The sequence below is a fragment of the Alcanivorax profundi genome, assembly GCF_003597125.1.
In the GTDB taxonomy this organism is placed as follows: domain Bacteria; phylum Pseudomonadota; class Gammaproteobacteria; order Pseudomonadales; family Alcanivoracaceae; genus Alcanivorax; species Alcanivorax profundi.
In genome coordinates, this window is sequence record NZ_QYYA01000002.1 from 266,011 (window position 1) to 292,722 (window position 26,712).

The window sequence follows — 26,712 nt, forward strand, 5'->3', positions numbered from 1 at the left end:
TCGTGGCCGAACGACCACCACAGAGCCCTCTCTATCATCAATGCCCTGGTTGTTGACCTTACTCGCAGCGCATAACTCAACGCTCACAGCGACTTTTCCTCCGGCAACGCTCCGAGATGCTGCTCCAGCACCTGACGGAATGCCACCGGGATCGGCGAGGACGCCTGCTTGTCGTGCTCGAAATGCACTTGAACGGCCTTGCCCCGCGCCACCAGCTTGCCGTTCTGCCATGCCTGATGCAGCACCACGAAGGAACTGTTCCCCAGCCGCTCAATGCCGGTGCGCAGCAGCACGTCGCTGCCGTAGTAGATCTGCCCGACAAAATCCACTTCGATACGGGCCAGGATCAGGGGCAACTCTGCAGGCTTGTTGCCTTCGGTGTTGAACAGCTCAAACAGCGGAGAGCGGGCGGTTTCAAACCAGCCCGTCACCACCGTGTTATTCACGTGGCCAAAGGCGTCGGTTTCGTAGAAACGGGGCGTCACAGTCAGTTCAAACATGGGATCCTCAGTGGTTCAGCGCAAAGGCATCAATCATACCCGTGAGTAGGTGCAAATCGAACACCTGCCCGCGATCTGCCCGGCGGGCCTGTGTTTTGCTGCCCGAGCCGGTACAATGCCGCCTCTTTCACCCCGGTGCAGGCCCGCCTGCCGCTGCGTTTCTACAGGATTGTCTTTTGATTTCTACTGCCAACATCACCATGCAATTTGGTGCCAAGCCGCTGTTCGAAAACGTCTCCGTAAAATTCGGCAACGGTAACCGCTACGGCCTGATTGGCGCCAACGGTTGCGGCAAATCCACCTTCATGAAAATTCTGGGAGGCGAACTGCAACCCAGCAGTGGCCAGGTCATGATTGATACCAATGACCGCCTCGGCAAGCTGCGCCAGGACCAGTTCGCGTTTGAAGAACACACCGTGCTGGATACCGTGATCATGGGGCACACGGAACTGGCCGAGGTCAAAGCCGAGCGCGATCGTATCTACAGCCAGCCGGAAATGAGCGAAGAAGACGGCATGCGGGTGGCCGATCTGGAAATGAAATTTGCCGAAATGGACGGCTATACCGCAGAGGCTCGGGCAGGGGATCTGCTACTTGGGCTCGGGATTCCGGAAGAACAGCACGCCGGCCCCATGACCGCCGTAGCCCCCGGCTGGAAACTGCGGGTATTGCTTGCCCAGGCACTGTTCTCTGACCCGGACGTGCTGTTGCTGGACGAACCGACCAACCACCTCGACATCCACACCATTCGCTGGCTGGAAAATATTCTGGTGGCGCGATCCAGCACCATGATCATCATCTCTCACGACCGCCACTTCCTGAACAGCGTCTGTACCCACATGGCAGATCTGGACTATGGCGAGCTTCGCCTGTTCCCGGGTAACTACGATGAGTACATGACTGCTGCCACCGCTGCACGCGAACGCCTGCATGCGGACAACGCCAAGAAGAAGAAGGAAATCGCCGAGCTGCAAAGCTTCGTGAGCCGCTTCTCTGCCAATGCCTCCAAGGCAAAGCAGGCCACCAGCCGGGCCCGCCAGATCGACAAGATCCAGCTCGAAGAGGTCAAACCCTCCAGCCGGGTCAGCCCTTACATCCGCTTTGAGCAAACCAAAAAACTGCACCGCCAGGCAGTGACTGTGGAAGGGCTGGGCAAGGGCTTTGAGGATCTGACCCTGTTCCAGGATCTCAACCTGCAGATCGAAGCCGGTGAACGGGTCGCGATCATCGGCCCCAACGGCATCGGCAAGACCACCCTGCTACGCTGTCTGGCCGGCGATCTGAACGCCGACAGCGGCACAGTCAAATGGGCAGAAGCCGCCGAGCTGGGTTACTTTGCCCAGGATCACAGCCATGACTTTGCCGACGACATGATCCTGTTCGACTGGATGGCACAATGGACCGCCGACGGCGAACAGGCCGTGCGTGCGGCTCTGGGGCGTATGCTGTTTTCCAACGACGAAGTAAAAAAATCCGTCAAGGTGATTTCCGGTGGCGAACAGGGCCGCATGCTGTTCGGCAAACTGACACTGACCAAGCCCAACGTGCTGTTGCTCGATGAGCCCACCAACCACCTGGACATGGAATCCATCGAGTCCCTGAACCTGGCACTGGAGAACTACCCGGGCACACTGATTTTCGTGAGTCACGACCGGGAGTTCGTCAGTTCCCTTGCCACGCGCATTCTGGAAATTACCCCGCAAGGCATTCGTGACTTCAGTGGCAGCTACGATGACTACCTGCGTAGCATAGATGTCTGAACACAGAGCAGGAGCCCCCATGACCGATATCGACCAGACCACCAGAACCGAACTGGAAGCCGCCGCCTTCCGGCGTTTGCTGCAGCATCTGGATGAGCACAAGGACGTACAGAATATCGACCTGATGATCCTGGCGGACTTTTGTCGAAACTGTTTGTCCAAGTGGCTCTCTGCGGCCGCCAGCGAACAGCAAGCAGAACTGGATTATGAGCAGGCCAGGGAATGGGTCTACGGCATGCCCTACAGCGAATGGAAGGACAAGTTTCAAGCACCCGCCACACCGGAACAACTGGCAGCGTTTGAAGCCAAACAGAAGCGCAAAATCCAAGCATCCTGTTAACACGGGAAAGCACAAAGGGCGCAAAGGTTACCCCCTACGCCCTTTGTGTCGATGCGACCTCAAATGAAAACCGGGCATCACATCCAGCGACCCGCATAACACGGGCCGCAGGCAGGTAAATCACTCAGTGATTTCCACCTCATACACCGCGGTGGTTCCGCTGACCTCATTACCTACGACCAGTAGCGGCTTGCCTTCCGGCGCATCGCTGGCGGGAATGAAGACCAGCCCTTCCGGACCCAGATCACCGAAACCGGCCAGGTTACCATTATCCGGGTCTTCTCCGTCCCACAGTTCACGGCTGTTCAGGTAGTCCTGGAAAATCGGTGCGGTCGGATCCGTGATGTCATACACCATCACGCCCCCCATGCGTTCCAGCCCCAGGAACAGGAAGGTTTTTTCCCCCATCACACCGATGGTCAGGCCTTCCGGTTCCGGCCCCTTGGCATCACTACGGCTATCCATGGCGCCACTTTCGTCATGGCCACTGTTGAACCAGGTCTTGCAGTTGATGGACCGGTCACTCCCCAGCTTGCAATCGTCGCCGGCGAGGAACTGCTCAATGGCATCACCACTGTCGAACACCTGCACACCGTCTTCATCCCAGATGGAGAAAGAACGGCCGCCGTAGCTGTACAGCGTGTCGTACATGATGCGATCACCCGCATCATCCTGAACCCCAGCGGCGGTGTACATCACCGGGTCGCCCGCCGCATCGGTTTTGTAGCCGGCTGTCCAGGTAATATTCAATCGGCCGAGCACATCATCATCACGGCAGTCTTGCGGGTCACCCGCGACAGCACCACAGTAACCAAACACCGTCGGATCCAGCAGCGCACCCGCTGCCAGTTCACGCAACTGGGGAGGCATGTCATCACCACAGCGACGATCAAAGCCATCAGTATGGACAAGGTGCTTTACGCGAAACTCTTCCACAAAGCCCTGGCTGGCATCCGGCTCACACAGCACCGGCGGATCTTCCGAATCATCGGCCTCTTCCCCCCAGTAGGCATCGTTATCCTCACCCCAGGCACGGGCATCCCCTTCGTTGGCGGTCACCAGGTAGGTGCTGCCATTGGCGCTGTAAGCATGGATCGCATCCGGCTGGTAAAGCCCCACAACACCGCCCCAGGTCTTGATATCAATCACTTCATCATCATCGCTGGCATCAATACCCTTGCCGGCCTGGCTGCGGTCGATCTCTCCCAGAGGAAGAATGTCAGTGACGGTGGCCGTGACGATGTCGAGTTTGGCCAGCGCATTGTTTTCCTGCAGCGTGACCCATGCGGTTGCCCCATCGGCAGAAACGGCAATGTACTCCGGCTCCAGATCCTGGGCAGCAGACGCACCCGGTCCATAAATACGCACCCCGGCGTCACGCAGATCGGCGGCAGTGAAGTCGGAAAAGTCAGCGTGGCTCACCGTCAAAGAGCCCGTATCTGTCGCGTTGATAATGCTGATGGAGCCTTCCGGGTCCACGCTGTAATCATCGTTGGGCTCACCTTCGTTGGCGGTTAGCACTGTCATGCCATCCGGCGTAAAGGTAATCATGTCCGGCTGGGGGCCGACTTCAATGCTGTCCAGCAAGGTCAAATCATCAGCCTGGTAAATGGCTACGAAACCGTTATCGGTTTTGGGGTCTGCTTCGATCGCAACCGCCACCAGCCCATTTTTTACCGCCACGCTGTTCACCTCAGCACCGGCAGCGATGGCAGACACATTGATACTGCCCACTTTTTCCGGCGCGGAAGGGACACTCATGTCCAGCACGTCCAGTTCGCCCGCTTCAGCGTTAACCACAAACAACCGCTGGCTCGCGGCATCGTAAGCGGGAATTTCAGCTGCCGAAGCATCAAAACTGCCCGCCTGATAACGCCCCGACAACGCCAGCTTGATGGAAGCTGGCGTTACCTCTGCCACCGAATCACCGGTTTCGTTAGCACTATCAGTTTCGTTGTTGTCATCGCCGCCACAGGCAGCCAGCATCGCTGCCAGCGTGACAGCCCCCAAATAATGCCAGGATTTCATCGGTATCCCCTTCGGTTGTATTGGTACGCAATGGTGAACACTGCGTTTTACCGATCAGGGGTTAAGGTTGAACGACATCCGTGTGACAGTTTTTTGGCTCAGCTCGGTACGCCACGTCGGGCAATATGCAAGGGCATCGCGAAGGAGAAGAAAAATTCCGGTTGCCCAACCCACAATCCACCATAAAAAAACGCGGGCCAAAGGCCCGCGTTCACCGGAACAACCACGGGAGTACACCACTCCCTACCCGATTCCCATCAGGCGGTTTGATAGTCTTCTTCTTTGAATTCCGACATCTGGGTCGCGTACTGGGTCGCAAAGCCCGGATACATGGTGGCATTGAAACCATCTTCGGTGAGATACCAGCTCTTGCAGCCGGAATTCCAGTTGGTTTTCGCCAACCGCTTCTGGATGCTCTTATTGAAACGCTGCTGGGCGTCTTCTCTCACATCCAGCATCTTCAGGTCTTCTCCGACAATCTTGCGGATGCCTTTCAGGGCATATTCCAGCTGCGACTCCATATACACCAGTGCAGAGTTATGGCCCGGACCCGAATTGGGACCGAAGGTCAGGAACAGATTCGGATAGCCGGACACATTGATGCTCTTATAGGCCTGGGCGCCACCTTTCCAGTCATCGCCCATGACGCGGCCACCCCGTCCCAGCACCGGGAACGGCGTGCCGGAGTGGCTCACATCAAAGCCTGTGGCAAACACGATGCAATCCACCTGATGTTCAATGCCTTCTACTGTCCGAATACCCTCTTCGCTGATTCGGGCAATAGGCCAGGTAATCAGTTTCGCATTATCTTTCTGCAAAGCCGGGTAGTAATCGTTGGAAACCAGTACCCGTTTGCAACCGATGGTGAAATCCGGGGTCAACTGACGACGCAACCAGCGGTCTTTTACCTGACGGCGAAGATGCCACTTGCCAATGCGCTCCGCGATTCGCGTCAGCGGCGAATTCCAGATCACCGCCAGGGCCATGCTTTCATGACTCCAATACAGCAGTTCACGCATGGCCTGCTGACTGGCAGGCACCTTGCGGAACAACAGCTTGTTCCATTCCGGCGTGGAAAAGTCAGGCCGTGGCATCACCCAACCCGGCGTCCGCTGGAACACCTTCACGTGTTTGGCAACCTTGACCAACTCGGGAATGATCTGGATCCCGCTGGCACCGGTGCCCACCACGGCCACATTCTTGCCGGAAAAGTCGTAATCATGATCCCAGCGGGCGCTGTGGATTTTTTTCCCTTTGAAATCCTCAATGCCTGTAATCGCCGGAAAGCTGCAATTGGCCAGCGGCCCTTGAGCCATCACCGCCGCACGGCCGGTGAAGACAACATCCTTATCCGTGGTCGCCGTCCAGATGCCTTTCGTCTCGTCGAAGCGTAGTTCGGCCACGTTCTGCTCGAAACGGATGTGCTTTTCCAAGCCGAACTCCGCGACCAGGTGATGCACGTAGTCGAGGATTTCTTCGCTGCCGGAGAAACTGCGCGACCAGTTGGGATTCGGCGCGAAGGAATAGGAATACAGATTCGAGGGAATATCACAGGCCGCACCCGGATATTGGTTGTCACGCCAGGTACCCCCTACCGCGTTACCACGCTCCAGAATAATGAAGTCTTCGATACCCGCTTGCTTCAAGCGAATGGCCATGCCCAAGCCGGCAAACCCGGCGCCGACGATAAGAACCGACAGGGGTTTTTCTGGCGCTTTTTTTCTTGCTGTCGACTTTCTTCGGGCCGTCGTCTTGCGTGCGGCAGCCGCTTTCTTGCGTGGCGCCTTGGGTTTAGCCGTTTTTTTGGAATCTTCGGTCGTGCTCATAACGTTCAAACTCGTGCTACAGGGTCGTGTCGCCCGGCACCCGCCGGGCGGCTATGCTGACAACAGGATTAACGTGTTGCGGTGGGTTCGTAGGTAAGCTCCTTCACCCATGAAGGCACCGCAGGCAAGGCTTTCCGGGGCACCATGCCAGTAATTTTCACCAGCGCATCCACCGGCACGTGGTACACCTTGTTGCTACGATTGGTCACCCAGCGGCCGTGCTGCTTGATCAACTGGAACCAGGGGTTACGACGCCCTTCTTCGGTTCGCCCACCAATACGTTCAAACTTCTGCATGGCCTTGTAGAGTTTTTCTTCTGGCAGGCCCATCGCAATCACGTTATCGCGCATCTTGTTGAGCAGTGGCATATAAGAGGCGATACCCAGAATCAGACGGGGATCCATCACTCGCGCCATCATTTGCACCATCTTGATGTATGACGCACTGCGACCCTGCATTTCCATCACGGTGAAACCCACGCCCAGATGGCGGGACTCATCATCGTTGATCTTCTCGAATGCCTGGTGGCAAACCGGGTCTTTCACGGTCTCGAGCAGGAAAGTACACAGGGCACCGTCCAGCGCGATTTCAAGCATGGGCACCACAGTGCCGAGTACGTATACAGGCATCTCATCAGCAAAACGATCCAGCCACTCGATGATGATGCGCAGGTTGACGTTGGGCTCCGGAATCTCATCCCCTTCCAGCATGCCCCAGCGACGCATCAAGGCCATCTCGGCATTGGCGTGTCGCTGCTCTTCTGCATGAAAGTAACTGTAGATTTCTCGCAAGGTATCGGTTGGGGCTTTCTTGGCCAACGCCGCAAAAGCCCGAGCCCCCACATGTTCAATCCACATAAGATCGGCCATGAACTCTTTCAGTTTTGGCCATTGCTCTTCGGTAATCAGTTCCGCCCCCGGGGCATCCCAGTCAATGTCTGACAGGGCCCACTGGGTGCTCTTGATTTTGGCAAGCATTTTGTCGAGGTCGATGGAAGCCATGATGCATTCCTCCCGGGTACAGGGTGAAAAATTAAAGTTTGGCAGCGGCCAGACGGCTGAGCAGTCCGGCGCCACGGGTATAGGTTGCGGGCAGCAAACGCTTGGCGCGCCAGATCATGCGCGCATCGAACTGGGGCAGCACATGCAGCTGGCCACGGGCCAGTGCCTTGAGGGTGGTATCCGCTACCCCCTCGGCAGACACGCCCGTGAGTTCGATAATGCGATTGAGCACCGGCGGCACGCCGCCATGAATGCGACCCGCGCTAAATATGTTGGTGTTGACCACCGTGGGACACAGCACCGTCACATTGACGCCGGTGCCAGCGGTTTCAGCTGCCAGTGTCTCGGACAGGGCCAGCACCCCCGCCTTGGTCACGTTGTAGGGCCCCATCAGTGGGGCGGCGGCAAAGCTGGCCGAGGACGCCACGTTGATAATCCCGCCCCGCCCTTGCTGCTTCAGCAACGGGGCGAAAACGTGACAGCCGTAGATCACGCCCCACAGGTTGATGCCCATGGTCCATTCCCAATCTTCCAGGGAAATCTCGCCGATGTTCTTGCCACCCACACCCACGCCGGCGTTATTGATGACCAGACTGACCGGTTCAGGCAACAGCGCCTGGGCCTGCTCCGCCAGCGCCTCTACCTCTGCACGCACACTGACATCGCAACGCAGCGCCCATGCCCGTCCGCCGGCCGCGGTAATCCGGTCCACCGTTTGCTGGGCGGTCTCCAGGTTGATATCGGCACACACCACCGCGCCGCCGCGCGCCGCCAGCGCTTCTGCAAACGCCCGGCCAATGCCGCTGCCCGCGCCGGTGACTACGGCCATGGCGTGGTTAATCAGTTTGTCTTGTTTACCGAACATGGTGTCCGATCCTCGTTGAAGGCTGCCGCCGGTACGGGGCCGATGGCACAGCCAAACGTTTACTGTTACATTCACTGATGTAACAATAAAGCGAATGCTCGTTCGGATACAATTCGGATTACCCCCATGGCCAGAAAACCCAAACAACAACGCTCCAAAGCCACCGTAGACGCCATCATTGAGGCCACTCTGCTGACCATTGCCGACCAGGGACCAGCCGGCATTACGGCCCGTCACATTGCTGAGCGGGCAGGGATCGGCGTGGGTTCACTGTACGAATATTTCGACGACAAGAACGCCATCGTGCAGGCCGCATCGGAGCGTTTTGTGGAAGACACCGTGGCCATGATTCATCCACTGGTGCCAAAGATGGTGCGCATGGATATTCGCGGTGCCATCCATACCCTGCTCTTCAACTTCCGCGACTTTCTGGAAGAGAACAACGAGCTCTACCTGCGTTTTGCCCGCCACGCGTTCAGCATGGACATGGTGATCTATCAGGCCCCCATCTCCCGCACGTTGATGGACTTCTTTACCCAGTATCTGATGCACCACCCGGAACTGCTGAAACTGCCCAATATCCCCGGCCTCGCCTATTTCTATATCAACGGCGGCATCTACACGGTGATTCGTCACCTGTCCGCCCGAAACCCCACCCAGACCTTTGAGGAACTGGTGGCGGTGCTGGGGGACACGCTCAGTGGCTACGCCGAGTACACACTCAGCCAGAAGGAATAAAGAACACGCAGTAACAGGGGAAAGAAAAAAGGGGCTAAATCAGCCCCTTCCTGCAACAGTGTTACGCCGCCTTGCGGTTGGCTTTCTGTTGCTGATACACCACCTCGTAATCCTTGAGCCGGAAACGGGACAGGCGCTTTTTCAGGGCTTTCAGTGACCAGGGCCAGGCCGCAAAATTTCGGCCATTCTGGTCCAGGTAGTAGCTCTTGCAGCCACCACTGTTGAACACCGTCCCCTTCAGGTGTTTCTGCACTTTCTGGTTGTGCTGTTCGATCACCGAAGGGCGAATGGTAAGGCGACTGATCCCGCGATCACGGATTTTTTTCAGCCCATCGATGATGTAATCCAGCTGAGCCTCGGCCAGCACAATGAAAGAGTCATACACCAACACGTTAGGCCCCAGCACCAGGAAGGCATTGGGCACATCGGCCAGAGCTGCGCCCAGATAAGCTTCCGGCGAGCTGTCTTTCCACAGGTCGGACAGGCGCTCACCCTTGGCGTTGAAGACCTTGCGGCCTATCGGCGGATGAGACACATCAAAACCGGTGCCCCAGATAATCACATCGACCTCATGGCGTTCACCGTTGGCGGCAATCACCGTGTTGCCGTCGACCTCCACCAGACCATGGGGAATCAGGCTCGTATTCTCCGCCTGCAAGGCAGGATAATAGTTGTTGGCAAACAGAATCCGCTTGCAGCCCAAAGTGAAATCCGGTGTCACGGCCTTGCGCAACACCGGGTCATCCACCTGCAGCCTGAGCAGCTGCCTGGCGGCACTGCTCACCGGCTTGAGCACGTTCGGATTGCGCAGCCCGAAGTTGATCACATTCAGGGAGCCCGCTACCGCTTTGCGCCAGCCGTGCTGGATCGCGGGTAACCGCTCAATCACGCTTTTGCTGGTCTCACTCAACGGCAGGTCCGGCTTGGGCAGCACCCAGGGGGCCGTGCGTTGAAACACGAACAGCTCTTTTACCCTGGGCTGAATTTCCGGCACAAACTGGATCGCAGACGCACCGGTGCCAATCACCGCGACCCGTTTTCCGGTCAGGTCATAATCATGGTTCCACTTGGCAGAATGGAACATTTCGCCCTTGAAGGTCTCCAGCCCCGGCAGCGAGGGAATCTGCGATTCGGTGATCGGCCCGGTGGCAAACACCACGGTGCGGGCCAGGTATTCCCCCTTGCTGGTATTGAGCACCCACAGGTCACGGCTGTCATCCCAGCGCGCCTGTTCCAGGTCCGTGTTGAATTCAATCAGCGGGGTGATGCCAAAATCGTCGCTCACCTCTTTCAGGTAGGCGAGGATTTCTGGCTGCTTGGCAAACAGGCGACTCCATTTGCTGCTCAACGCAAACGAATAGGAATACAGTGACGACGGCACATCACAACCGCAACCGGGATAGGTATTCTCACGCCAGGTACCGCCGACCTGGCTGGCCTTCTCGATAATCTTGAAGTCGGTATAGCCTTCTTTACGCAGCTTGATCGCTGCCGCCAGGCCGGAAATGCCGGCGCCGACAATCAGGGAATCATAAACAGGCGACACCGGGGACGCTGCCTTGTTCTGAGCCTTGTTCTCAGCCATAGGGTCTCTGCCTCTTTTCTTTTCGTGTTCGGGTGGTTCGCGGTTCAAGTCCGGCCGCATCAGCCAAGAAACCGGTAAGAGAAGCCCAGGAATCGGGCATACAGATCCGGCGAAGCACGCTTCATCAACCAGAACAGCTTCGCGTCTACCTGCGGCGTGGTGTAAAGCTCCCCTTTGTCGAGCCGGTTCAGGGTCAGTTTTGCCACACTGTCACTGGTAGTCATCGCGTAGTTCATCAACGCATGGTCTGCCAGTCTGGAATACCGCTCCGGGATACGGCCATCCTTGATGATGTTGGTGGGCACCAGGGTCGGGCACAGCACATTGACGCGAATGTTGTCCTTTTTCAGTTCCGCATACAGGGTTTCGGACAGGGCGCGCACCCCGGCCTTGGTGACGTTATAGGCGCTCATTTCCGGCGCGGCCGTAAAGGATGCCGCCGACGCCACATTGATGATGGCCCCGCCACCCTGCTTTTTCAGGCCGGGTACGAAATAATGGCAACCGTGGACCACACCCCACAGATTCACATCCATTACCCATTTCCAGTCCTGCAGGGACAACTCATCAAACTTGCCACCAATGCCGACGCCGGCATTGTTGATCACCAGCGTCGCCGGGCCGCCCAGCAAGGCCTCGGCTTCCTTCGCCAGCGCCTCCACCTGCTTTGCCTTGCCCACATCACAGGCAACCGCCCACCCCTGCGCACCCAATTCCCGAATCATGGCAACCGTTTCTTCGGCATTGGCCAGATTCAGATCCGCACACACCACCGCACCACCGCGGCGCGCCAGCTCCAGGGCAAAGCTGCGACCAATGCCACTGCCTGCGCCGGTGACTACCGCCCGGGCGTTAGTGCTGGGCCGGGAAAAGCGTTGTTTGATCAGCTTCAACATAATGTTCCACTCAAGAAGGCGTGTTCAGGGGAAATCAGGCCCGCACCGGCGGGACGAATTCCTTGGTCAGGTAAGGGGTCAGCAAACCGGTTTCCGGGTTCAGCAGCTTTTCCTTGTAGTACTCCAGATACGCTGAGGTGTCGTGATCATTCGGGTGAAAGTCTGGACGCAGGTAATCCATGATGTGATTCATGGTGCTGCCAAAAACGCCATCCTTCGGCCCCGCCAACAAGGCAAGGCTGTGCCGCACATCCTTCCAGTAGCGCGGGCGGACCATGTTTAGCGGGTTGCGAAAAATCGGGATAAAGACACCGCCCAGCGGCACCAGGAACATGATGGTGAAGGTGGCCAACGCAAAACCGGATATCCGCAACGCATAGTTACCGGACAATTCCTGGAACACGTCGTAGGCAATGTCCTTGTGCTCGGATTCTTCCAGCATGTGCCACATCCACAGGGCACGCTGCTTTTCATCTTCCGTTTCAAAGAAAATATCTTCGTGCTTCATCATGTATTCCGACAGCACCGCGGTGAAATGCTCGATGCCCGCCATCAGGGACAGCTGCATGCGATTGGGCAACCGCTTGAAGCCGTATTCAAAGACGTTGTCTGCCAGAAAGCGGTAGAAGCCCACCGGGAAACGATGCTTGGCCAGCGCATCATTGAACTCGTTATGCATTTTCGAGTGGATCGCTTCCTGTCCAATCAGGGATGTTACCTGCCGTTTCAGCTCCGGGTCCTTCACGAACTGGCGATGATAGCGGGCGGTGTCGATGACCAGGTCTTCGCCAAAAGTCAGGAAGATGGACAGCGCCTCGAAGATTGCTGTGGCCAGCTCGGTGTTGCGGAAAAACTGGGTATCCACCCCGTCGGCTGAAAACTGGAAATCCATATGACGGATCGGCACTTCGGCACGGGGCTTGGCGGTTTTCGGCACGTACTGATGAATGGTTGCGGTCTGCATCTGGGTCACCTGTCGATGGCAGGGGGCAGCGCCATCTGGTAGCCACCCCGCTAACTGTTACATTTTCTGGTGGCAACATTAGATCGAATGCTTGTTCGGCTTCAACTCGGCTAAATGGCCCCTTTGGCCCCGGATACCGCAACCCTCCAAGGCACCTCAAAATTATCACCAAAAAACAGCAAGCTACTGATTTTTATAGAGTTAAACAAAGCCCAGGCGATTCCTTCCGTCTCCCCCTCCGAACCACTCTCTCCATCTTATCCACAAAAGCCGTCCCTGCGTTCGGATATAGAACAGATAAAACCGACCCGAATCAGAGCCTGGGGTTACTCAAACCCAGCAGAATTCTGCGCCACAGAGGCACACTTTTGCCCCCTACTCCCCTAGACTGAATACACAACAAGAATCACAGGACGCCGCATGCGCACGCCCAACCCGGACCATCCCAATCCCTCTACCTCCCGCATCCCCAACCTGGCGGACTGGCGCTTTAACCGTTATCTGACCATGCAGCTGATGCCGCTGTTTTATCTGCTGTTGATACTTGGCGCGCTGGTGGTTGTGGTCACGGTCGTGGGGGTCTGCTTCTGGTGGTCCATGCCCGCCGGCATCATCGCCGCCGCCATTGCCCCGCTGGCCTTGCTGGTGATTGTCGCGGTGATTCGCGCGGCCCTAGAATACCTGATCATGGCCCATCGCATCATGCGCATTATCGAGCGCATGGACGCCTTGCCGGACCAGGTCTCGGATCTCTCTGTCAGGGTGGATGGCATTACCGGCCACGTGGATGAACTGACCGAGCAGGTGCGCGACATTCATGAAGGGCTAATGCATGTGAGCCCGATATTACGTTCGGCAGGCTTTCCCGCCCGCCTGCTGAAAGCGCTGCGCGGGCGCGAAGGAAATGACAGGGATTGACCGTTTTTCTGTCACCTGCGGCCTACCGCAGCAATGACAGTTTTCGCGCTTTTATCGCAGTATGTAAGGCAGCATGTAATTGAGGATTCACCATGACACTGCCCACCCTGCTGAAGGCGCGACTGCAACTGCCCGTCGTTGCCTCTCCCATGTTCATTGTCTCCAGCCCTGCACTGGTGATTGCCCAGTGCAAGGCGGGCATTGTCGGCTCTTTCCCCGCCTTGAACGCCCGCGAAGACGGGCAACTTGAGGACTGGTTGATCCAGATCCGGGAAGCACTCGAGGCCTGGGATCAGGACAACCCCTCACAACCCTCGGCCCCCTTTGCCGTCAACCTCATCGTGCACAAGTCCAATGCACGGCTGGAGCAGGATCTCGCCCTGTGTGTGAAGCACCAGGTACCGCTGATCATTACCTCGCTGGGCGCCCGGGAGGATGTCAACGAGGCCATCCACGGCTACGGCGGCCTGGTGTTTCACGACATCATCAACAACGCCTTTGCCCGCAAAGCTATCGATAAAGGTGCCGATGGTTTGATTGCCGTTGCCACCGGTGCCGGTGGTCATGCAGGAGTGCAGTCCCCGTTTGCCCTGGTGCAGGAAATTCGTGAATGGTTCGACGGCCCCCTGCTGCTGTCCGGCGCGATCGGCAATGGCGCCGCCATTCTTGCCGCCCAGGCCATGGGGGCAGATCTGGCCTATATCGGCTCCATTTTCATTGCCACCGAAGAAGCCAATGCCGCGGACAATTACAAGCAGGCAGTGGTGGATAGCGGCGCCAGCGGCATCGTCTATTCCAACCTGTTCACCGGCGTCCATGGCAACTATCTGCGCAGCTCCATTGCCGCCGCAGGCATGGACCCGGACAACCTGCCAAGCAGCGACCCCTCGTCCATGAACTTTGCCGAGAAAACCGATAACAGCAAAACCCGCGGCGCCAAACCCTGGAAAGATATCTGGGGTAGCGGTCAGGGCATTGGTGCCGTCAAGGCGGTCCTACCCGCCCATCAGCGCATTGATCAATTGAAGCAGGAATACCAGAGCGCCCGACAACGACTGCTGGCGCAATAGCCGTCGCGGCTAGCGGGCCAACGCCTGGCACAGGCGAGCCCGCGCAGCCTCATCCCCCGGCAACCCGAACCGGAGCGCCGATGGCGTATCAAAGGCGCGCACCAGAATGCCCTGGCGCGCCAGCCGCTCAGCCCAGACACCCGCTTTAGCCTCCGGGCACCAGGCAAACAAATCACACCCGCCCGCAGGCACAAACCCCGCGTCGCTCAAGACTCGGTCCAGTGCAACCCGCGCCAGACGCAACCGCGCTTGTTGCTGCGCCTGCCAGTGCCGGTCCAGCAGGGCTCTGGCCATGATATGGCGGGCGGGGTGGCTCAATGCCCAGGGGCCCAGGCTCCTTTGCACAGCATCACACAGGGCCGGCTCCGCCAGCATCAACCCTGCACGCGCGCCGGCCAGACCGTAAAACTTGCCCAGTGAGCGAAACACGATCAGCCCGGGACGCCCCACCTCACCGACCAGGGACGGCGCCGCTGAGGCTTCTACAAACGCCTCGTCCACCACCAGCCAGCCCCCCCGTGCCGCTAATTGCTCCTGCCAGGCCAGCAAGCGCTCAAGAGGTAACCACAGCCCGGTAGGGTTGTTGGGCTGCAGCCACACCAGCACATCCAGCCCCTGAAGGGCGTCCTCTATGGTGTCCGGCGCCAGCGGCACGACCGTGTGGCCCTGGCGCTGCCAGGCCAGTGCGTGCTCACGGTAGCCCGGCACGGGCACCCCCACCCGGCACGGGCGCCGCAGCGACGGCAGTGTCTGCAACGCCGCCTGACTACCTGCCACCGGCAAACAACCGGCCTCCGGAGACAACGACAATACCTCACGACAGCTGGCCACCAGGCCGTCCTCTTCATCGGGTAACCGCTGCCAGACTGTCTCGGGCAACGACGGCACAGGCCAGGACCAGGGGCTGATACCAGTAGACAAATCCAGCCAGTCGGTGACCGGAATGCCGTAACGGGCTGCCGCGCGATGCAACTGCCCACCATGCTCGCCGCTCATGTCAGCCACACCAGGCATGCCATCGCTCCCAGCCACAGCAGCAAGGTGCGATGCAGCAAGCGTATCGCCGCGCCAATACTCTCGGCCGTGGCCGGCCGCCCTTCACCCAGCACCGGCTTGTCCTTGTATTGCCCATGATAGTGCGCAGGCCCACCCAGCAGGACGCCCAACGCCCCGGCACCCGCGGCCATCACGGGACCGGCATTGGGGCTGTCACAGGCCGGCGCCTGGCGACGCCAACAACGCCGCGCCCGGGGCAAATGGCCACACAGGGCATACCCCCATGCCGTCAGCCTGGCGGGCAGCCAGCCCATGACATCATCGAGCCGCGCCGCCACCTTGCCAAACCGTTCGAAGCGCGCATTACGGTAGCCCCACATGGCATCGAGGGTGTTGACCAGGCGGTGCAAAAGCGCCCCCGGCAACCCTGCCACCACGAACCAGAACAGCGACGCGAACAGGGCATCGGCACCGTTCTCCAGCACCGACTCGGTGGCCGCTCTGGCGATGCCCGCCTCATCCAGCGCAGAGCAATCCCGGCTGACAATCCTGCCCACCTGCTCACGCGCCAACGCGGATTCACCGGCTTGCAATGGCACCTGCACCGCCAATGCATGCTCCACCAGGCTGCGACGCCCGACCACCAGCCACAGCCCGATAACAGAGACCATCCCGTCGCCCCACGCGGGCAACAGTGCAAACACCACCACCAGCATCGCCAGCACCGGCACGGTCAGCAGGACGACCGCCAGCCCACCCGCCGCCACCGCCCAGCGACCCGACGGGTTCCGGTTCACCCGCCGTGCCAGAGCGTCGGCGAGCTTGCCAAAGCCCACCAGCGGGTGCCACCGACGGGGCTCGCCCACAACGGCATCCAGCAGCAGGCCCAACAGACAGAACAGATACAGGGTCAGGGACACGATTCTTCCTTGCGATACCATCCGTGAAGCCCGGCAGTGTACTTGACACTCCCCCCGATGGGGGCAGAGGATTTGCCGCTTCCCCTCTGCTGTCACCCTGCCGGGAGCACCCATTGACCACCTCATCCCCCTGGCTCGCCGAGCTTGCCACCCCCAGCGACACCCACCGCCAGCGGGCACTGGCACGCCAATCGCAACTGACCAAACCTGCCGGTTCGCTGGGCGAACTGGAAAACGTGGCCGTTCGGCTGGCCGCCCTGCAAGGCACCGACACCCCCAACGCAGAGCAGGTACAGATTGCGGTTTTTGCCGGTGACCATGGTGTCTGTGACGAGGGCATTTCCCTGTTTCCCCAGGCGGTCACCGCACAGATGATTGCCAACTTCGTCACCGGCGGCGCCGCCATCAGCGTGATGGCCCGGCAGCTGGGCGCGGCTCTGGAAGTGATCAATACCGGTACCGTCTGCGCCCCCCCCTTGAGCGCCGGAGTGATAGACGAACAAGTCGCTGCCGGCACCGCCAACCTGGCCAGGGAATCCGCCATGGATGCCCAACAACTTGCCGCTGCGCTGGCGGCCGGGGACCGCAGTGCCGCCCGGGCTCTTGAGCGCGGTTGTCAGCTGTTTATCGCCGGCGAGATGGGCATCGGCAATACCACCAGCGCCAGCGCACTGGCCTGCGCGCTGCTGGCAGAACACCCAACCCATCTGACCGGCCCCGGCACCGGCCTTGATCGCCAGGGCGTCCAGCACAAGGCGGCGATCATCCAGCAGGCGCTGGCGCGACATTATCAGCAGCACGACGATGACGCGACGCCCCTGACCTGCCTGCAGTCCCTTGGGGGCTTTGAAATTGCGGCCATCACCGGCGCCCTGATCGGCTGCGCCGCTCGCGGCATTCCGGTGCTGGTAGACGGGTTTATCGTCTCCGTCGCAGCGCTGTGTGCCGTGCAGCTACGCCCGGCGCTGTCTTGCTGGCTGCTGTTTGCCCACCGCTCCCGGGAGCCAGGACACCAACGCATCCTGGACGCCCTTGAGGCAACGCCGCTGCTGGATCTGGGTATGCGCCTTGGGGAAGGCAGCGGTGCTGCCGTCGCGGTCCCCCTGATTCGCAGCGCCTGCGCCCTGCACAACCAGATGGCCACCTTTGCCGATGCCGGCGTCAGCAACGCAGACGGATAACCCCATGACAACCACCTTGTTCGATTTGATCCGCCACGGCGAGCCCGCCGGTGGCCACAAGTATCGCGGTCACAGGGATGACCCACTCAGTGAATTGGGCTGGCAGCAAATGCGAGACGCTATTGGCCAACACGAACAGTGGGACCACATCCTCACGTCGCCTTTGCTGCGCTGTCGCGAGTTCGCCTGCGAGCTGTCAGAACAACGGAACATTCCCGTTACTGTCGCAGAGGGTTTCAAGGAAATCAGTTTTGGCGATTGGGAAGGCAAAACGCGAGAGCAGGTGGCCCGGGAATACGGTGACCATCAGGCCAACTTCTGGCGCGATGCAGAAAATTTTCCGCCTCCGAATGCGGAAATCATTCAGGATTTTCATCACCGCATCGGTGCAGCCTGGCAACACTGGAGTGACGCACTGGCAGGAAAGCACGTGTTACTGGTCTGCCACGGCGGCGTCATTCGAATGGTGCTGGCGCATGTGCTTGGTCTCACCCCCAGCAACGCCATGGCGGGCTTCCAGGTTCCGTTTGCCTGCCGCTCACAGGTGCGCATTGATGACACCCCGCACGGCACCCTGAGCTGTTTGGTCAGGCTCGGGGATTAAAAATAACGCCGGAATAACACCGCTGGCTGGCGGCGCGAATGACCCGCGCGCCTACAGCCGGACTTATCCCTTTAACGTCTGGGCGATGCCTGCCACAGACAGCAAGACCCGGTCACACTTGCGCGCCAGGGACTGGTTCAGCCAACCCAACTCATCCGCGAAACGGCGGGTCAGGGGATCCATGCCGATAATTCCCAAGCCCACTTCATTGCTGACCACCACGACACGGCCGGGGTAACGGGAAAGGGCGGCCAGAAAACTGTCCCGCTCGCGCACGAACACCGTGTCCCCGGCGTGCAGCAGGTTGCTCACCCACAGGCTCATGCAATCAATCAGCACACACGGGGGCGGTGTCAGCGTGGCCTGACGGTTCAGCAACGCCCCCAGGGCAAGCGGCTCTTCTACCAGCCCCCATTGCGGCGGACGACGCAACTGGTGGCGGCGGATCCGGTCACTCATTTCGCCATCACCGGCCGTGGCGGTCGCCACATACACCACCGGGTCGGCCTGCTCAGTAACCAGACGTTCTGCCAGCGAACTTTTACCGGAGCGAATCCCGCCGAGGATCAGTGACCGCCTCATCCTGTCTTCTTCACGAACTGGGTCAGTATGACGATCCGCTGGCCTTCTACCCGGCCTTCGATCTGCTCGGGGTTATCCTGCACCAATGAAATATTTCTCACCGCCGTGCCCCGCTTGGCGGTGAAATTGGCGCCTTTGACATTCAGGTCCTTGATCAGGGTAACCGTATCGCCGGCGTGCAGCGCCGCGCCATTGCTGTCGCGATGCTCCACCATTGCCACGGCGTCTTGCCCCTCCCCCGTGGCCTGCGCCCAGGCCTGCACATCGTCTTCGAGATACAGCATATCCAGCAGATCCTGCGGCCAGCCCTCCGCCCGCAACCGGGTGAGCATTCGCCAGGCCAGTACCTGCACGGCCGGCACCTGGCTCCACATGCTGTCATTCAGGCAACGCCAGTGATTGGCGTCTTCGTTACCCGGGTTATCGATCTGGTACTGGCAGGTTTCACACAGCAGGACGCTTTGCGCTTCACTGCCATCAGACGCCGGGGGCACGGCATACACCGAAAGCGCGCTACCGGCAGCACAAAGCTCGCACGTTGAATCGGCACGGGCCAACAAGGTGGATTCCAGGGACATGAACATCTTCTCCAAAACGTACCGGCGTCACGCGCTGGCATAAACAGGGTTTAGCCACCCAACAAGTCAGCAAACGAAAAATACGCCAACCGATCTCCGGGGGACACGGTACGCCCCACCGGCACCACTGCCAGGCCATCCGCCCACACGGCAGAACTGAGCATGCCCGAGCTTTGATTGGGGTGTTGCTGCAATCGCAACTCACCGTCTTCCTGCAGGCACCGCACACGCAAATATTCCTGACGCTTGCCCGGTTTATTAACTGAAAAATTCACCGGTAATGTCTGCGGCGCAGGCAGCACCGTTTGCGCCCCACAGGCACGACGCAGTGCCGGCAAGACCAGCGTCAGGTAGCAGACCAGCACGGCAGAGGGGTTACCGGGTAACCCAAAAAAAGGAATCCCATCGACCTGGCCAAAGGTAAACGGCTTGCCCGGTTTGATTGCCAACCGCCAGAAGTCCAGCGAGCCTTTGGCCTCCAGCACCGCACGCAGGTGATCCTCCTCCCCCACCGATACTCCGCCGGTTGAAATGATCACGTCCGGGCGCTGACTGGCATCAGTAAGATAGCGGGTCAGGGTGTCGCTGATAATCGCCGGATCATCAGGCAAGTGCTCCCGCCGCACCGCAGGGAAACCACTTTGCACCACCAGCTGTTCCAGCTGCGGGCCGTTACTGTCGTAAATCTTGCCTGGTAGCGGTGACTCATCGGCGCGTTGCAATTCATCGCCACTGGTCAGGATCAGAACCCGCGGTGCACTCACCGTTACCTGGGGCACCCCCACCGATGCGATCAAGCCGACAGCCTGGGGCGTCAGGCGTTGGCCGCGCTCAATCACAATGGCGTCACGACGGGCATCCTGACCCGCAGGACGAATGTTCTGACCTTGGGTGACGTCATCCCTGCCTGGCAACCGCACCCGGCCATCGGCGATCTCGCAGTCTTCCTGCATCAACACCGTGTCTGCGCCAGTGGGCACCGGCGCGCCCGTAAAGATACGGGCCACCTGCCCGGGCATCAGGGTGCAGGGCGGATCACCCGCCGCCACCCGCAAGGGCATCGGCAATGTCAGGCCAGGCTCGGCCAGATCCTGGTAGCGCAACGCCACACCATCGACCGCGGCATTATCAAACGCCGGCACATCCACCCGTGCCGCCACATCCGAGGCCAGGTACTGCCCCCGGGTCTCACCCAACACCAGATCCTGCACGGCAGAAAACGGGCGCATGCTGTCCAGCAGCCGGGACAAGGCGTCCTCTACCGGCATCAGCACCGCAGGAATCTGGCTCATCGACGCACCTGAGCGACAAAATTACAGGGACGGTGGCGGGCATCCAGTTGCTCACTGATGATGCGATCCCAGCCGGTGGCACAGGCATTGTTGGAACCCGGCAGGCAAAAGATCACCGTACGGTTGGCCAACCCGGCCAGACAGCGGGACTGAATGGTGGAAGAACCGATCTCTTCCAGGCTGACCTGCCGAAACAATTCCCCAAACCCTTCAATGTGCTTGTCGAACAACACCGACAGCGCTTCCGGGGTGGAATCACGGCCGGAAAACCCGGTGCCGCCGGTGGTCAAAACGATCTGGATCTGCTCATCGGCAATCCAGTCCGACACCACTTTGCGCAACTGGTAGACATCGTCCTTGACGATCTGTCGGGCAACCAAGGTATGGCCCGCCTCCTGGAGACGCTGCACCAACAGATCGCCAGAAGTATCGGTTTCCGGGGTGCGGGTATCACTGACGGTCAACACCGCCACGGCCAGGGGCTCGAATTGTGCCGCAGGCTTGGACATAGATTCTCTCCTTGCAGATGCGCAGATACTACCACGCCTCAACCCCGGGGCTGGACAGGACAGCACCGATTGACCGTTGCCGACAGGCCTCTGTTCACCCTGGCACACCGGGGGTAGATTCAACCTATACAAAGTGTTTATCGGGAGTGCCGTCATGAACCGTATGGAAGCCGCCCAGCAAGAGGCCGCACAATTACCACGTATGCCCCAGCGCAAGCTGGATAATATCCCCGGGGACTACGGCTGGCCGCTGCTCGGCGAAACCGTGCCTTTTTTGAAGGACTACCACAAGCTGGTGACCGATCGTGCCCGGCAGTACGGTCTTGTCTTCAAGGGCTCGGTGCTATTCCAGCGTGGCGTCACCCTGCTGGGCCCGGACGCCAACGAGTTTGTCCTTAAGGATCCCGAGCACGCATTTTCCAGCCGGGCGGCATGGAACCCCATCCTGGAGAAGCTGTTTACCGATGGGTTGATGCTGCGGGACTTTGCCGATCACAAGTTTCATCGCCGCATCATGCAACAGGCCTTCAAGAAACCGGCACTGGCCAGTTACCTGGATCGCATGAATCACCACATCGGCACGGAAATTCAGGACTGGCCCGCCGGCACGGAAATGAAATTCCTGGAGCACATCAAGACACTGTTGCTGGATGTAGGCGCGCAAATTTTCTTCGGCCTGGAAATGGGACCGGAATCCGACAGAGTCAACCAGTCCTTCATCGATACCACCGAAGCCTCACTGGCCGTGGTCCGACTGGAAATCCCGGGCCTGCTGTGGCACCGGGGCATGAAAGGGCGTCGCTATCTGGAAGACTTTGTCACTGGTTTGATCCCGCAAAAACGCAACAGCGACACCCCGGATTTCTTCAGCGAACTGTGCAAGGCGGCAGATGAAGAAGGCGGCCTGACCGATCGGGACGTGATGAACCACATGATCTTCCTGTTGTTCGCCGCCCACGACACCACCACCAGCACCCTGTGCTCAATCATCTACATGCTCGCCAAACACCCCGAGTGGCAGGAAATCCTGGTAGAAGAAATGAAGGGACTGGGTAAAACCGCGCTGGATTATGATGATCTGGGCAAGCTGGAAAAAACCGGCTGGGTATTCCGCGAGACACTGCGTATGCGCCCCCCGCTCACCACTTTCCCTCGCCGTACGGTGAAAGAGGTGGAATACCAGGGCTACCTACTGCCGAAAAATACGCTGGTGAACATCTCCACCCTGTACACCCATTACATGGAAGAATACTGGAGCCAACCGCTCCGCTTTGATCCGGAACGTTTCAGTGACGAACGGGCAGAACACAAGAAACACTTTTATCAGTGGGTCCCCTTCGGCGGCGGCCATCACAAATGTCTGGGGCTGAATTTTGCCGAGCTGCAGACCAAAACCTTCCTCTACCACTTCCTGCAGCGCTACCGGGTACGCGCAAAAGAGGACTATGAACTGCCCACCCAGCAAGTGCCCCTCATCATGCCCAAGGATGGATTGCCGGTGACGATCGAGAAACGAGTTTAACGTTGAACGTTAAACCGCGTGAGGGTCACTCATAATCCCTGAGGCAAGAGGCCACGACCAGAAATGGTCGCGGCCTGTTGCCTTTCAGTGACTCCAGGCTAATCCGCGTTTCAACTTTAGACTTTGAACTCAGGATTGCTGGTACAAATGCACATCCCGCTGCGGGAACGGAATGGTAATCCCGGCCTGGTCGAACGCATACTTCACCTGCTCAAACAGCCCGAAATACACCGGCCAGTAATCCTCGGAATTCACCCACACTCGGGTCAGCATGTTGATGCTGCTATCGGCATGGGCTGACACAAAGATATTCGGATCAAAACTGCCACCGGAAAGAATGCGGTCATCACTTTCGATGACAGACTGAATAGCCTTGCGCGCCTCTTCGATGCTGTCGCCATAACTGATACCGAACTCGATATCCACACGGCGCTGGGGCTCACAGAAAATATTCTTGATGCAGCCGTTGGACATCAACCCGTTGGGAATCACGATACGCTGGTTATCGTAAGTGATCAGAATCGTGGTAAAAATCTGGATATCGTGAACCCGGCCGGTATATCCCTGCGCCTCGATAATGTCGCCCAGCCGATAGGGTTTGAAAAACAGGATCAGCACCCCTCCCGCCAGATTACCCAGACTTCCCTGCAAGGCCAGCCCCACTGCCAGGCCAATTGCACCCAGCATGGCAATAAAGGAGGTGGTCTCCACCCCGACCATGCCCGCCACGGCCACCAACAACAGAATCTTCAGCAATACGTCCAGAAAGCTGGAAAGAAACTTCTGCAGGGAATCATCAATCGCCTTGTGTCCCAGCACCCGGTTCATGCCACCGACAATCCGCTTGATGATCCAGAACCCCACCACCAGCGTAATTACCGCCAGCACTACCTTGGGCAGGTACGCCATGCCCAGCTCAATCGCCTTGTCCACATATGGCTGGATTTGTTCCATGTCCATGATTCCCTTCCTCGGGGTATATTGTTGGAAAGCTTAAAATAGCACTCGCCTGCAAACCGCAAACCCCACCCAGGTCTGAATTTGCAAATATTTTTACTGGTCCGGACATGCAGGCACCACGGGGAACCGGCTATACTGCCGGTCACATTCACCCCCAGACAGCCGAACAGACAGCCATGAAGTACGCCATCCTGCCGGTGACCCCGTTTCAACAGAACTGCTCTTTCCTCAAGTGCGAATCCACCGACAAGGTTGCCATCGTCGACCCCGGCGGCGACCTCAACAGCATTCTGGATGCACTAAAACAGGTCGGCGGCACCCCCGAGAAGATTCTGGTGACTCATGCCCATCTGGATCATGTGGGCGCGGTGGCCGAACTCGCCGAGACCCTCGGGCTTCCGATTGAAGGTCCCCACCGGGACGACCAGTTCTGGATCGACATGCTGCCCCAGCAGGCGCAGATGATGGGTTTCCCGGCCTCCCGCCCCTTCACTCCCAACCGCTGGCTGGAAGATGGCGATACCGTCACCGTGGGTGAAACACACTTTGAAGTGCGCCATTGCCCCGGCCATACGCCAGGACATGTGGTGTTTTACCAGCCCGACAGCAAGCTGGTGGTGGTCGGGGATGTGCTGTTTAACGGCTCTATCGGTCGTACTGATTTTCCCAAGGGCGACTTTGATACCCTGATCAACGCCATCAAGGACAAGCTGCTCACGCTGGACGACGACGTCTCATTTATTCCCGGCCATGGCCCCATGTCGACCATTGGCCACGAGCGTGCCAACAACCCCTTTGTCTCAGGTAAACACGGTTAGCTATGGAATCCATCATCATGAAGTGGGGGCTCACCGTGGTGATTGCCCTGCTGGGGTGGGCGCTGTCCATCCTGCTGCGCGGAATCACCAAACGATTGGGCCGGCGTCGTAACTACACCCGGGCCCGCATTTTTCAGACCGCCGTGGTTATCAACAGTGCCAGCCTGGTCATCAGCCTGATCGCTATCGGTGTGCTGTGGGGGCTGAAAGGCGATGGCCTGATGGTTTTCGCAACCTCATTGATGGCCCTGCTGGGTGTCGCCTTGTTCGCCAGCTGGTCCATGCTCAGCAACGCCACCGCGGCCATCATCCTGTTCTTCAGTGCCCCTTACCGGGTAGGTGATCGCATCCGCCTGCTGGACGGGGACAATACCGTGACAGGGCAGATTCGACACATGGGTCTGATCTTTATCACCGTGCAGGACGAGCTTGGTCACCGCTACACCCTGCCCAACAATCTGCTCCTGCAGAAAACGGTGATCCGTCTGAAAAACGACACCCTGCCCCGCGACCAGAAGCACATGCGGCCGGATTAAGGAAAGCGCAAACTTCAAGCGACCAACTGCAACGCGACAGAGTTTGACAGGTTCTGAAAGCAATGAGGCCCTGCCCAGGACTTGAGCGCGGCCTCTAACGTTGCAGGACAAAGGAGCCTCTGAATAACCTTCCCGCGTTGTAGCTAGTAACTTGCCCGTCAAAGTTCATCTCTCACCCTACATCCGATACCCAAAGCTGATCATGTACTGGGTACCGTCATAGGGGAACTCCGCGATCGCATCATTAAAATCCATTTCCACGGCCTGCTCGCGCACCACCACGCCAAACTCGGACGTACTACCCACCGAAAAAATCAGCCCCAGTGACGCGTAGGCACCATAGCCGAAGCTGAAATCCCGGTCGTCTCCCCTCACCACCACGGTTGAGGAAAGCGGCTGGGGATAGGGCTCTTCCTGATCCTGCTTAAGAGACGCGAGCAGCAGCATGGGGCCGCCCGACAGGAACAAACGGGCACGGTCACGGATATTGATATCGCCATACCCACCCAGCATGGTGCCAAACAGGAACATCTCATTTTCAACCTTGATATTCACCGTAGCCCCACCATCCACCACCCCGGAATAGCTCACCGAATCATTTTGCCAGCTGATCAACGCCCCGCCTTCATAGCCATAACGAAAACGGTCCGAGCCCCCCAGAATTTTCTGCACTCCTCCGGTAAAGAAAGGCAGGTCATCGTAGTCCCCTTCCAGGGTAGCGCCATTGGCAATTACGGTGCTGTCAGCGTCGCTCAGCTGCAGCTTGCCCGCTTGCAGAAACATGTACTGGGTTTCCCCGGCCAAGCCATGTCCTGCCATCAATATCCCAGCCAAACCCACACTTGCCGCTATTCCTTTCACCCCAAACCCCCGTCACGATCAGAAAGACTGCAAACTCCAGCATAGAGGACAATGACGGCGGATAACATGAACCGGTTACCGCCAGACCAAGACTCCGGTAAAGTAGCGGTCAGGCGAATGCGTTCTCGCCGTATCCTCGAGAGCGCCCTATTCATCAAGGAACGACAGCCATGCGATACCTGATGATTCCCCTCATTCTCGCGCTTGCCGGGATGACAGGGTGCGAGTCCGGGAACAAACCGGGGTCTGGCACGCTACCGGACAGCTGCTTTCAACCGCCGGAATCAGGCATCTGCAGGGCCTCGATCCCCCGTTACTACTATGATGCCAATACCGGCGCCTGCCAGACCTTTATCTGGGGCGGTTGCCAGGGCAGCGTGCCGTTCGACACCATGGACGCCTGCGTCAACACCTGTAACGGCCATGATCCAGCGAAAGCGTCCATCAAAGAGACCCACTGATGACACCTGACAGCAAAACCAGCCTGGTCCGCATCATCTATGTTCTTCACCTGGCAGGCCTGATCACCGGCGGCCTCACAGCCGTTGCCGGCGCGATACTGGCACACCTGAATGCCGGTGACACTCCGCCGCCTTTGCGCGAACATTTTCGTTTCCAGTACCGAACGTTCTGGATCGGACTGCTCTATGTTGTTATCGCCGGCATCACCACCCTGGCCTTTGTGGGCTGGCTGGTCATGGCCTTTGCCACTCTCTGGTGGATTATCCGTTGCGCCAGAGGACTCACCGCCCTGAACCAGGACAGGGCGCCGGCCCGAATTGAAAGCTGGGGTTTCTGATTCATCTCTGTCACCCCTTTGCCATCTTTGCCCGCCAGACTGGCGGGCCCTGCTACCCAGGAG

Annotated in this window: 28 protein-coding genes; 12 read left to right on the forward strand and 16 right to left on the reverse strand. The window is 58.8% G+C overall.

All coding sequences use genetic code 11. The features are described from left to right. Positions 1-83: 83 nt before the first annotated feature. Positions 84-500, reverse strand: coding sequence for an acyl-CoA thioesterase (locus D4A39_RS06430; RefSeq protein WP_022984793.1), 417 nt, complete (start codon positions 498-500; stop codon positions 84-86). A gap of 176 nt (positions 501-676) precedes the next feature. Between D4A39_RS06430 and D4A39_RS06435 the strand changes: the two genes are divergently transcribed. Together D4A39_RS06435 and D4A39_RS06440 are read left to right on the forward strand one after the other, a co-directional pair. Then, positions 677-2,260, forward strand: coding sequence for an ABC-F family ATPase (locus D4A39_RS06435; RefSeq protein WP_022984794.1), 1,584 nt, complete (start codon positions 677-679; stop codon positions 2,258-2,260). A 19-nt stretch (positions 2,261-2,279) separates the two neighbouring features. Further along, positions 2,280-2,600: a DUF1244 domain-containing protein gene (locus tag D4A39_RS06440; protein WP_119917726.1), complete on the forward strand. Its 321-nt coding sequence runs from the start codon at positions 2,280-2,282 to the stop codon at positions 2,598-2,600. Positions 2,601-2,720: 120 nt separating this feature from the next. Here D4A39_RS06440 and D4A39_RS06445 read toward each other — a convergent pair whose 3' ends face one another. From D4A39_RS06445 to D4A39_RS06460, 4 genes are all read right to left on the reverse strand, one after another. Continuing rightward, complete coding sequence (locus D4A39_RS06445) at positions 2,721-4,628, reverse strand: choice-of-anchor I family protein (RefSeq protein ID WP_119917727.1); 1,908 nt, start codon at positions 4,626-4,628, stop codon at positions 2,721-2,723. Between the two features lie 257 nt (positions 4,629-4,885). Next, a complete protein-coding gene (locus D4A39_RS06450) occupies positions 4,886-6,454 on the reverse strand; it encodes a flavin-containing monooxygenase (RefSeq protein ID WP_119917728.1) in 1,569 nt (522 codons plus the stop codon). Positions 6,455-6,522: 68 nt separating this feature from the next. Further along, positions 6,523-7,455, reverse strand: a complete 933-nt coding sequence (locus D4A39_RS06455) for a ferritin family protein (RefSeq protein ID WP_022984798.1) — start codon at positions 7,453-7,455, stop codon at positions 6,523-6,525. A 31-nt stretch (positions 7,456-7,486) separates the two neighbouring features. After that, positions 7,487-8,320, reverse strand: a complete 834-nt coding sequence (locus D4A39_RS06460; RefSeq protein WP_022984799.1) for an SDR family NAD(P)-dependent oxidoreductase — start codon at positions 8,318-8,320, stop codon at positions 7,487-7,489. 126 nt (positions 8,321-8,446) lie between these two features. Between D4A39_RS06460 and D4A39_RS06465 the strand changes: the two genes are divergently transcribed. Beyond that, positions 8,447-9,058 carry a TetR/AcrR family transcriptional regulator gene (locus tag D4A39_RS06465; RefSeq protein WP_022984800.1) on the forward strand — a complete coding sequence of 204 codons (612 nt, stop codon included), beginning with the start codon at positions 8,447-8,449 and terminating at the stop codon, positions 9,056-9,058. Positions 9,059-9,119: 61 nt separating this feature from the next. On the opposite strand, the gene D4A39_RS06470 is transcribed toward D4A39_RS06465, so the two are convergent. Genes D4A39_RS06470 through D4A39_RS06480 form a run of 3 tightly spaced genes read right to left on the reverse strand, consistent with a single transcriptional unit; the run spans position 9,120 to position 12,503 of the window. Further along, positions 9,120-10,643 (reverse strand): flavin-containing monooxygenase, encoded by a 1,524-nt coding sequence (locus D4A39_RS06470; protein ID WP_119917729.1) that lies wholly within the window; start codon positions 10,641-10,643, stop codon positions 9,120-9,122. Positions 10,644-10,702: 59 nt separating this feature from the next. Beyond that, positions 10,703-11,539 carry an SDR family NAD(P)-dependent oxidoreductase gene (locus D4A39_RS06475; protein ID WP_022984802.1) on the reverse strand — a complete coding sequence of 279 codons (837 nt, stop codon included), beginning with the start codon at positions 11,537-11,539 and terminating at the stop codon, positions 10,703-10,705. Positions 11,540-11,573: 34 nt separating this feature from the next. Further along, complete coding sequence (locus D4A39_RS06480; protein ID WP_022984803.1) at positions 11,574-12,503, reverse strand: metal-dependent hydrolase; 930 nt, start codon at positions 12,501-12,503, stop codon at positions 11,574-11,576. Between the two features lie 420 nt (positions 12,504-12,923). On the opposite strand from D4A39_RS06480, the gene D4A39_RS06485 reads away from it, so the two are divergent. Next, positions 12,924-13,421, forward strand: a complete 498-nt coding sequence (locus tag D4A39_RS06485; RefSeq protein ID WP_022984804.1) for a DUF4282 domain-containing protein — start codon at positions 12,924-12,926, stop codon at positions 13,419-13,421. Between the two features lie 92 nt (positions 13,422-13,513). Next, on the forward strand, positions 13,514-14,491 hold the full coding sequence (locus D4A39_RS06490) for an NAD(P)H-dependent flavin oxidoreductase (protein WP_022984805.1): 978 nt from the start codon (positions 13,514-13,516) through the stop codon (positions 14,489-14,491). 9 nt (positions 14,492-14,500) lie between these two features. On the opposite strand, the gene cobD is transcribed toward D4A39_RS06490, so the two are convergent. Further along, positions 14,501-15,505 carry a threonine-phosphate decarboxylase CobD gene (cobD, locus tag D4A39_RS06495; protein ID WP_022984806.1) on the reverse strand — a complete coding sequence of 335 codons (1,005 nt, stop codon included), beginning with the start codon at positions 15,503-15,505 and terminating at the stop codon, positions 14,501-14,503. After that, complete coding sequence (gene cbiB / locus D4A39_RS06500) at positions 15,484-16,407, reverse strand: adenosylcobinamide-phosphate synthase CbiB (protein WP_022984807.1); 924 nt, start codon at positions 16,405-16,407, stop codon at positions 15,484-15,486. The genes cobD and cbiB overlap by 22 nt, the downstream gene beginning before the upstream one ends. Positions 16,408-16,520: 113 nt before the next feature. Between cbiB and cobT the strand changes: the two genes are divergently transcribed. Further along, complete coding sequence (cobT, locus tag D4A39_RS06505) at positions 16,521-17,588, forward strand: nicotinate-nucleotide--dimethylbenzimidazole phosphoribosyltransferase (RefSeq protein ID WP_119917730.1); 1,068 nt, start codon at positions 16,521-16,523, stop codon at positions 17,586-17,588. A gap of 4 nt (positions 17,589-17,592) precedes the next feature. Then, positions 17,593-18,192, forward strand: a complete 600-nt coding sequence (locus D4A39_RS06510) for a histidine phosphatase family protein (RefSeq protein WP_022984809.1) — start codon at positions 17,593-17,595, stop codon at positions 18,190-18,192. A gap of 63 nt (positions 18,193-18,255) precedes the next feature. Here D4A39_RS06510 and cobU read toward each other — a convergent pair whose 3' ends face one another. The 4 genes from cobU to moaB are packed head-to-tail and all read right to left on the reverse strand — an operon-like array spanning position 18,256 to position 21,153. Then, positions 18,256-18,774, reverse strand: coding sequence for a bifunctional adenosylcobinamide kinase/adenosylcobinamide-phosphate guanylyltransferase (cobU, locus tag D4A39_RS06515; protein ID WP_022984810.1), 519 nt, complete (start codon positions 18,772-18,774; stop codon positions 18,256-18,258). Continuing rightward, on the reverse strand, positions 18,771-19,352 hold the full coding sequence (locus tag D4A39_RS06520; RefSeq protein ID WP_031226201.1) for a PhnA domain-containing protein: 582 nt from the start codon (positions 19,350-19,352) through the stop codon (positions 18,771-18,773). The genes cobU and D4A39_RS06520 overlap by 4 nt, the downstream gene beginning before the upstream one ends. A 50-nt stretch (positions 19,353-19,402) precedes the next feature. Continuing rightward, complete coding sequence (locus D4A39_RS06525; RefSeq protein ID WP_022984812.1) at positions 19,403-20,644, reverse strand: molybdopterin molybdotransferase MoeA; 1,242 nt, start codon at positions 20,642-20,644, stop codon at positions 19,403-19,405. After that, the gene (moaB, locus tag D4A39_RS06530; protein WP_022984813.1) at positions 20,641-21,153 is read right to left on the reverse strand and encodes a molybdenum cofactor biosynthesis protein B; all 513 of its coding nucleotides are present in this window, start codon (positions 21,151-21,153) and stop codon (positions 20,641-20,643) included. Before moaB ends, D4A39_RS06525 begins: the two co-directional genes overlap by 4 nt. Before the next feature lie 154 nt (positions 21,154-21,307). Here moaB and D4A39_RS06535 point away from each other — a divergent pair, with 154 nt between their 5' ends. Beyond that, on the forward strand, positions 21,308-22,675 hold the full coding sequence (locus D4A39_RS06535; RefSeq protein WP_022984814.1) for a cytochrome P450: 1,368 nt from the start codon (positions 21,308-21,310) through the stop codon (positions 22,673-22,675). A 129-nt stretch (positions 22,676-22,804) separates the two neighbouring features. Here D4A39_RS06535 and D4A39_RS06540 read toward each other — a convergent pair whose 3' ends face one another. Continuing rightward, positions 22,805-23,635, reverse strand: a complete 831-nt coding sequence (locus tag D4A39_RS06540; protein WP_119917731.1) for a mechanosensitive ion channel family protein — start codon at positions 23,633-23,635, stop codon at positions 22,805-22,807. Positions 23,636-23,811: 176 nt separating this feature from the next. Here D4A39_RS06540 and D4A39_RS06545 point away from each other — a divergent pair, with 176 nt between their 5' ends. Together D4A39_RS06545 and D4A39_RS06550 are read left to right on the forward strand one after the other, a co-directional pair. Continuing rightward, the gene (locus tag D4A39_RS06545; protein WP_031226203.1) at positions 23,812-24,453 is read left to right on the forward strand and encodes an MBL fold metallo-hydrolase; all 642 of its coding nucleotides are present in this window, start codon (positions 23,812-23,814) and stop codon (positions 24,451-24,453) included. Between the two features lie 17 nt (positions 24,454-24,470). Further along, positions 24,471-24,989: a mechanosensitive ion channel domain-containing protein gene (locus D4A39_RS06550; protein ID WP_233552431.1), complete on the forward strand. Its 519-nt coding sequence runs from the start codon at positions 24,471-24,473 to the stop codon at positions 24,987-24,989. A 177-nt stretch (positions 24,990-25,166) separates the two neighbouring features. Here D4A39_RS06550 and D4A39_RS06555 read toward each other — a convergent pair whose 3' ends face one another. Beyond that, complete coding sequence (locus D4A39_RS06555) at positions 25,167-25,808, reverse strand: hypothetical protein (protein ID WP_022984818.1); 642 nt, start codon at positions 25,806-25,808, stop codon at positions 25,167-25,169. 212 nt (positions 25,809-26,020) lie between these two features. On the opposite strand from D4A39_RS06555, the gene D4A39_RS06560 reads away from it, so the two are divergent. Together D4A39_RS06560 and D4A39_RS06565 are read left to right on the forward strand one after the other, a co-directional pair. After that, the gene (locus tag D4A39_RS06560) at positions 26,021-26,311 is read left to right on the forward strand and encodes a BPTI/Kunitz domain-containing protein (protein WP_022984819.1); all 291 of its coding nucleotides are present in this window, start codon (positions 26,021-26,023) and stop codon (positions 26,309-26,311) included. Further along, positions 26,311-26,649: a DUF4870 family protein gene (locus D4A39_RS06565; protein ID WP_022984820.1), complete on the forward strand. Its 339-nt coding sequence runs from the start codon at positions 26,311-26,313 to the stop codon at positions 26,647-26,649. The genes D4A39_RS06560 and D4A39_RS06565 overlap by 1 nt, the downstream gene beginning before the upstream one ends. Positions 26,650-26,712: the final 63 nt, after the last annotated feature.

Coding starts and splice junctions, on each gene's coding strand:
- D4A39_RS06430 (WP_022984793.1), bottom strand. CDS start 500: ATGTTTGAACTGACTGTGACGCCCCGTTTCTACGAAACCGACGCCTTT.
- D4A39_RS06440 (WP_119917726.1), top strand. CDS start 2,280: ATGACCGATATCGACCAGACCACCAGAACCGAACTGGAAGCCGCCGCC.
- D4A39_RS06445 (WP_119917727.1), bottom strand. CDS start 4,628: ATGAAATCCTGGCATTATTTGGGGGCTGTCACGCTGGCAGCGATGCTG.
- D4A39_RS06450 (WP_119917728.1), bottom strand. CDS start 6,454: ATGAGCACGACCGAAGATTCCAAAAAAACGGCTAAACCCAAGGCGCCA.
- D4A39_RS06455 (WP_022984798.1), bottom strand. CDS start 7,455: ATGGCTTCCATCGACCTCGACAAAATGCTTGCCAAAATCAAGAGCACC.
- D4A39_RS06460 (WP_022984799.1), bottom strand. CDS start 8,320: ATGTTCGGTAAACAAGACAAACTGATTAACCACGCCATGGCCGTAGTC.
- D4A39_RS06465 (WP_022984800.1), top strand. CDS start 8,447: ATGGCCAGAAAACCCAAACAACAACGCTCCAAAGCCACCGTAGACGCC.
- D4A39_RS06470 (WP_119917729.1), bottom strand. CDS start 10,643: ATGGCTGAGAACAAGGCTCAGAACAAGGCAGCGTCCCCGGTGTCGCCT.
- D4A39_RS06475 (WP_022984802.1), bottom strand. CDS start 11,539: ATGTTGAAGCTGATCAAACAACGCTTTTCCCGGCCCAGCACTAACGCC.
- D4A39_RS06480 (WP_022984803.1), bottom strand. CDS start 12,503: ATGCAGACCGCAACCATTCATCAGTACGTGCCGAAAACCGCCAAGCCC.
- D4A39_RS06485 (WP_022984804.1), top strand. CDS start 12,924: ATGCGCACGCCCAACCCGGACCATCCCAATCCCTCTACCTCCCGCATC.
- D4A39_RS06490 (WP_022984805.1), top strand. CDS start 13,514: ATGACACTGCCCACCCTGCTGAAGGCGCGACTGCAACTGCCCGTCGTT.
- cobD (WP_022984806.1), bottom strand. CDS start 15,505: ATGCCTGGTGTGGCTGACATGAGCGGCGAGCATGGTGGGCAGTTGCAT.
- D4A39_RS06510 (WP_022984809.1), top strand. CDS start 17,593: ATGACAACCACCTTGTTCGATTTGATCCGCCACGGCGAGCCCGCCGGT.
- cobU (WP_022984810.1), bottom strand. CDS start 18,774: ATGAGGCGGTCACTGATCCTCGGCGGGATTCGCTCCGGTAAAAGTTCG.
- D4A39_RS06520 (WP_031226201.1), bottom strand. CDS start 19,352: ATGTCCCTGGAATCCACCTTGTTGGCCCGTGCCGATTCAACGTGCGAG.
- D4A39_RS06525 (WP_022984812.1), bottom strand. CDS start 20,644: ATGAGCCAGATTCCTGCGGTGCTGATGCCGGTAGAGGACGCCTTGTCC.
- moaB (WP_022984813.1), bottom strand. CDS start 21,153: ATGTCCAAGCCTGCGGCACAATTCGAGCCCCTGGCCGTGGCGGTGTTG.
- D4A39_RS06535 (WP_022984814.1), top strand. CDS start 21,308: ATGAACCGTATGGAAGCCGCCCAGCAAGAGGCCGCACAATTACCACGT.
- D4A39_RS06540 (WP_119917731.1), bottom strand. CDS start 23,635: ATGGACATGGAACAAATCCAGCCATATGTGGACAAGGCGATTGAGCTG.
- D4A39_RS06545 (WP_031226203.1), top strand. CDS start 23,812: ATGAAGTACGCCATCCTGCCGGTGACCCCGTTTCAACAGAACTGCTCT.
- D4A39_RS06550 (WP_233552431.1), top strand. CDS start 24,471: ATGAAGTGGGGGCTCACCGTGGTGATTGCCCTGCTGGGGTGGGCGCTG.
- D4A39_RS06555 (WP_022984818.1), bottom strand. CDS start 25,808: ATGGCAGGACATGGCTTGGCCGGGGAAACCCAGTACATGTTTCTGCAA.
- D4A39_RS06560 (WP_022984819.1), top strand. CDS start 26,021: ATGCGATACCTGATGATTCCCCTCATTCTCGCGCTTGCCGGGATGACA.
- D4A39_RS06565 (WP_022984820.1), top strand. CDS start 26,311: ATGACACCTGACAGCAAAACCAGCCTGGTCCGCATCATCTATGTTCTT.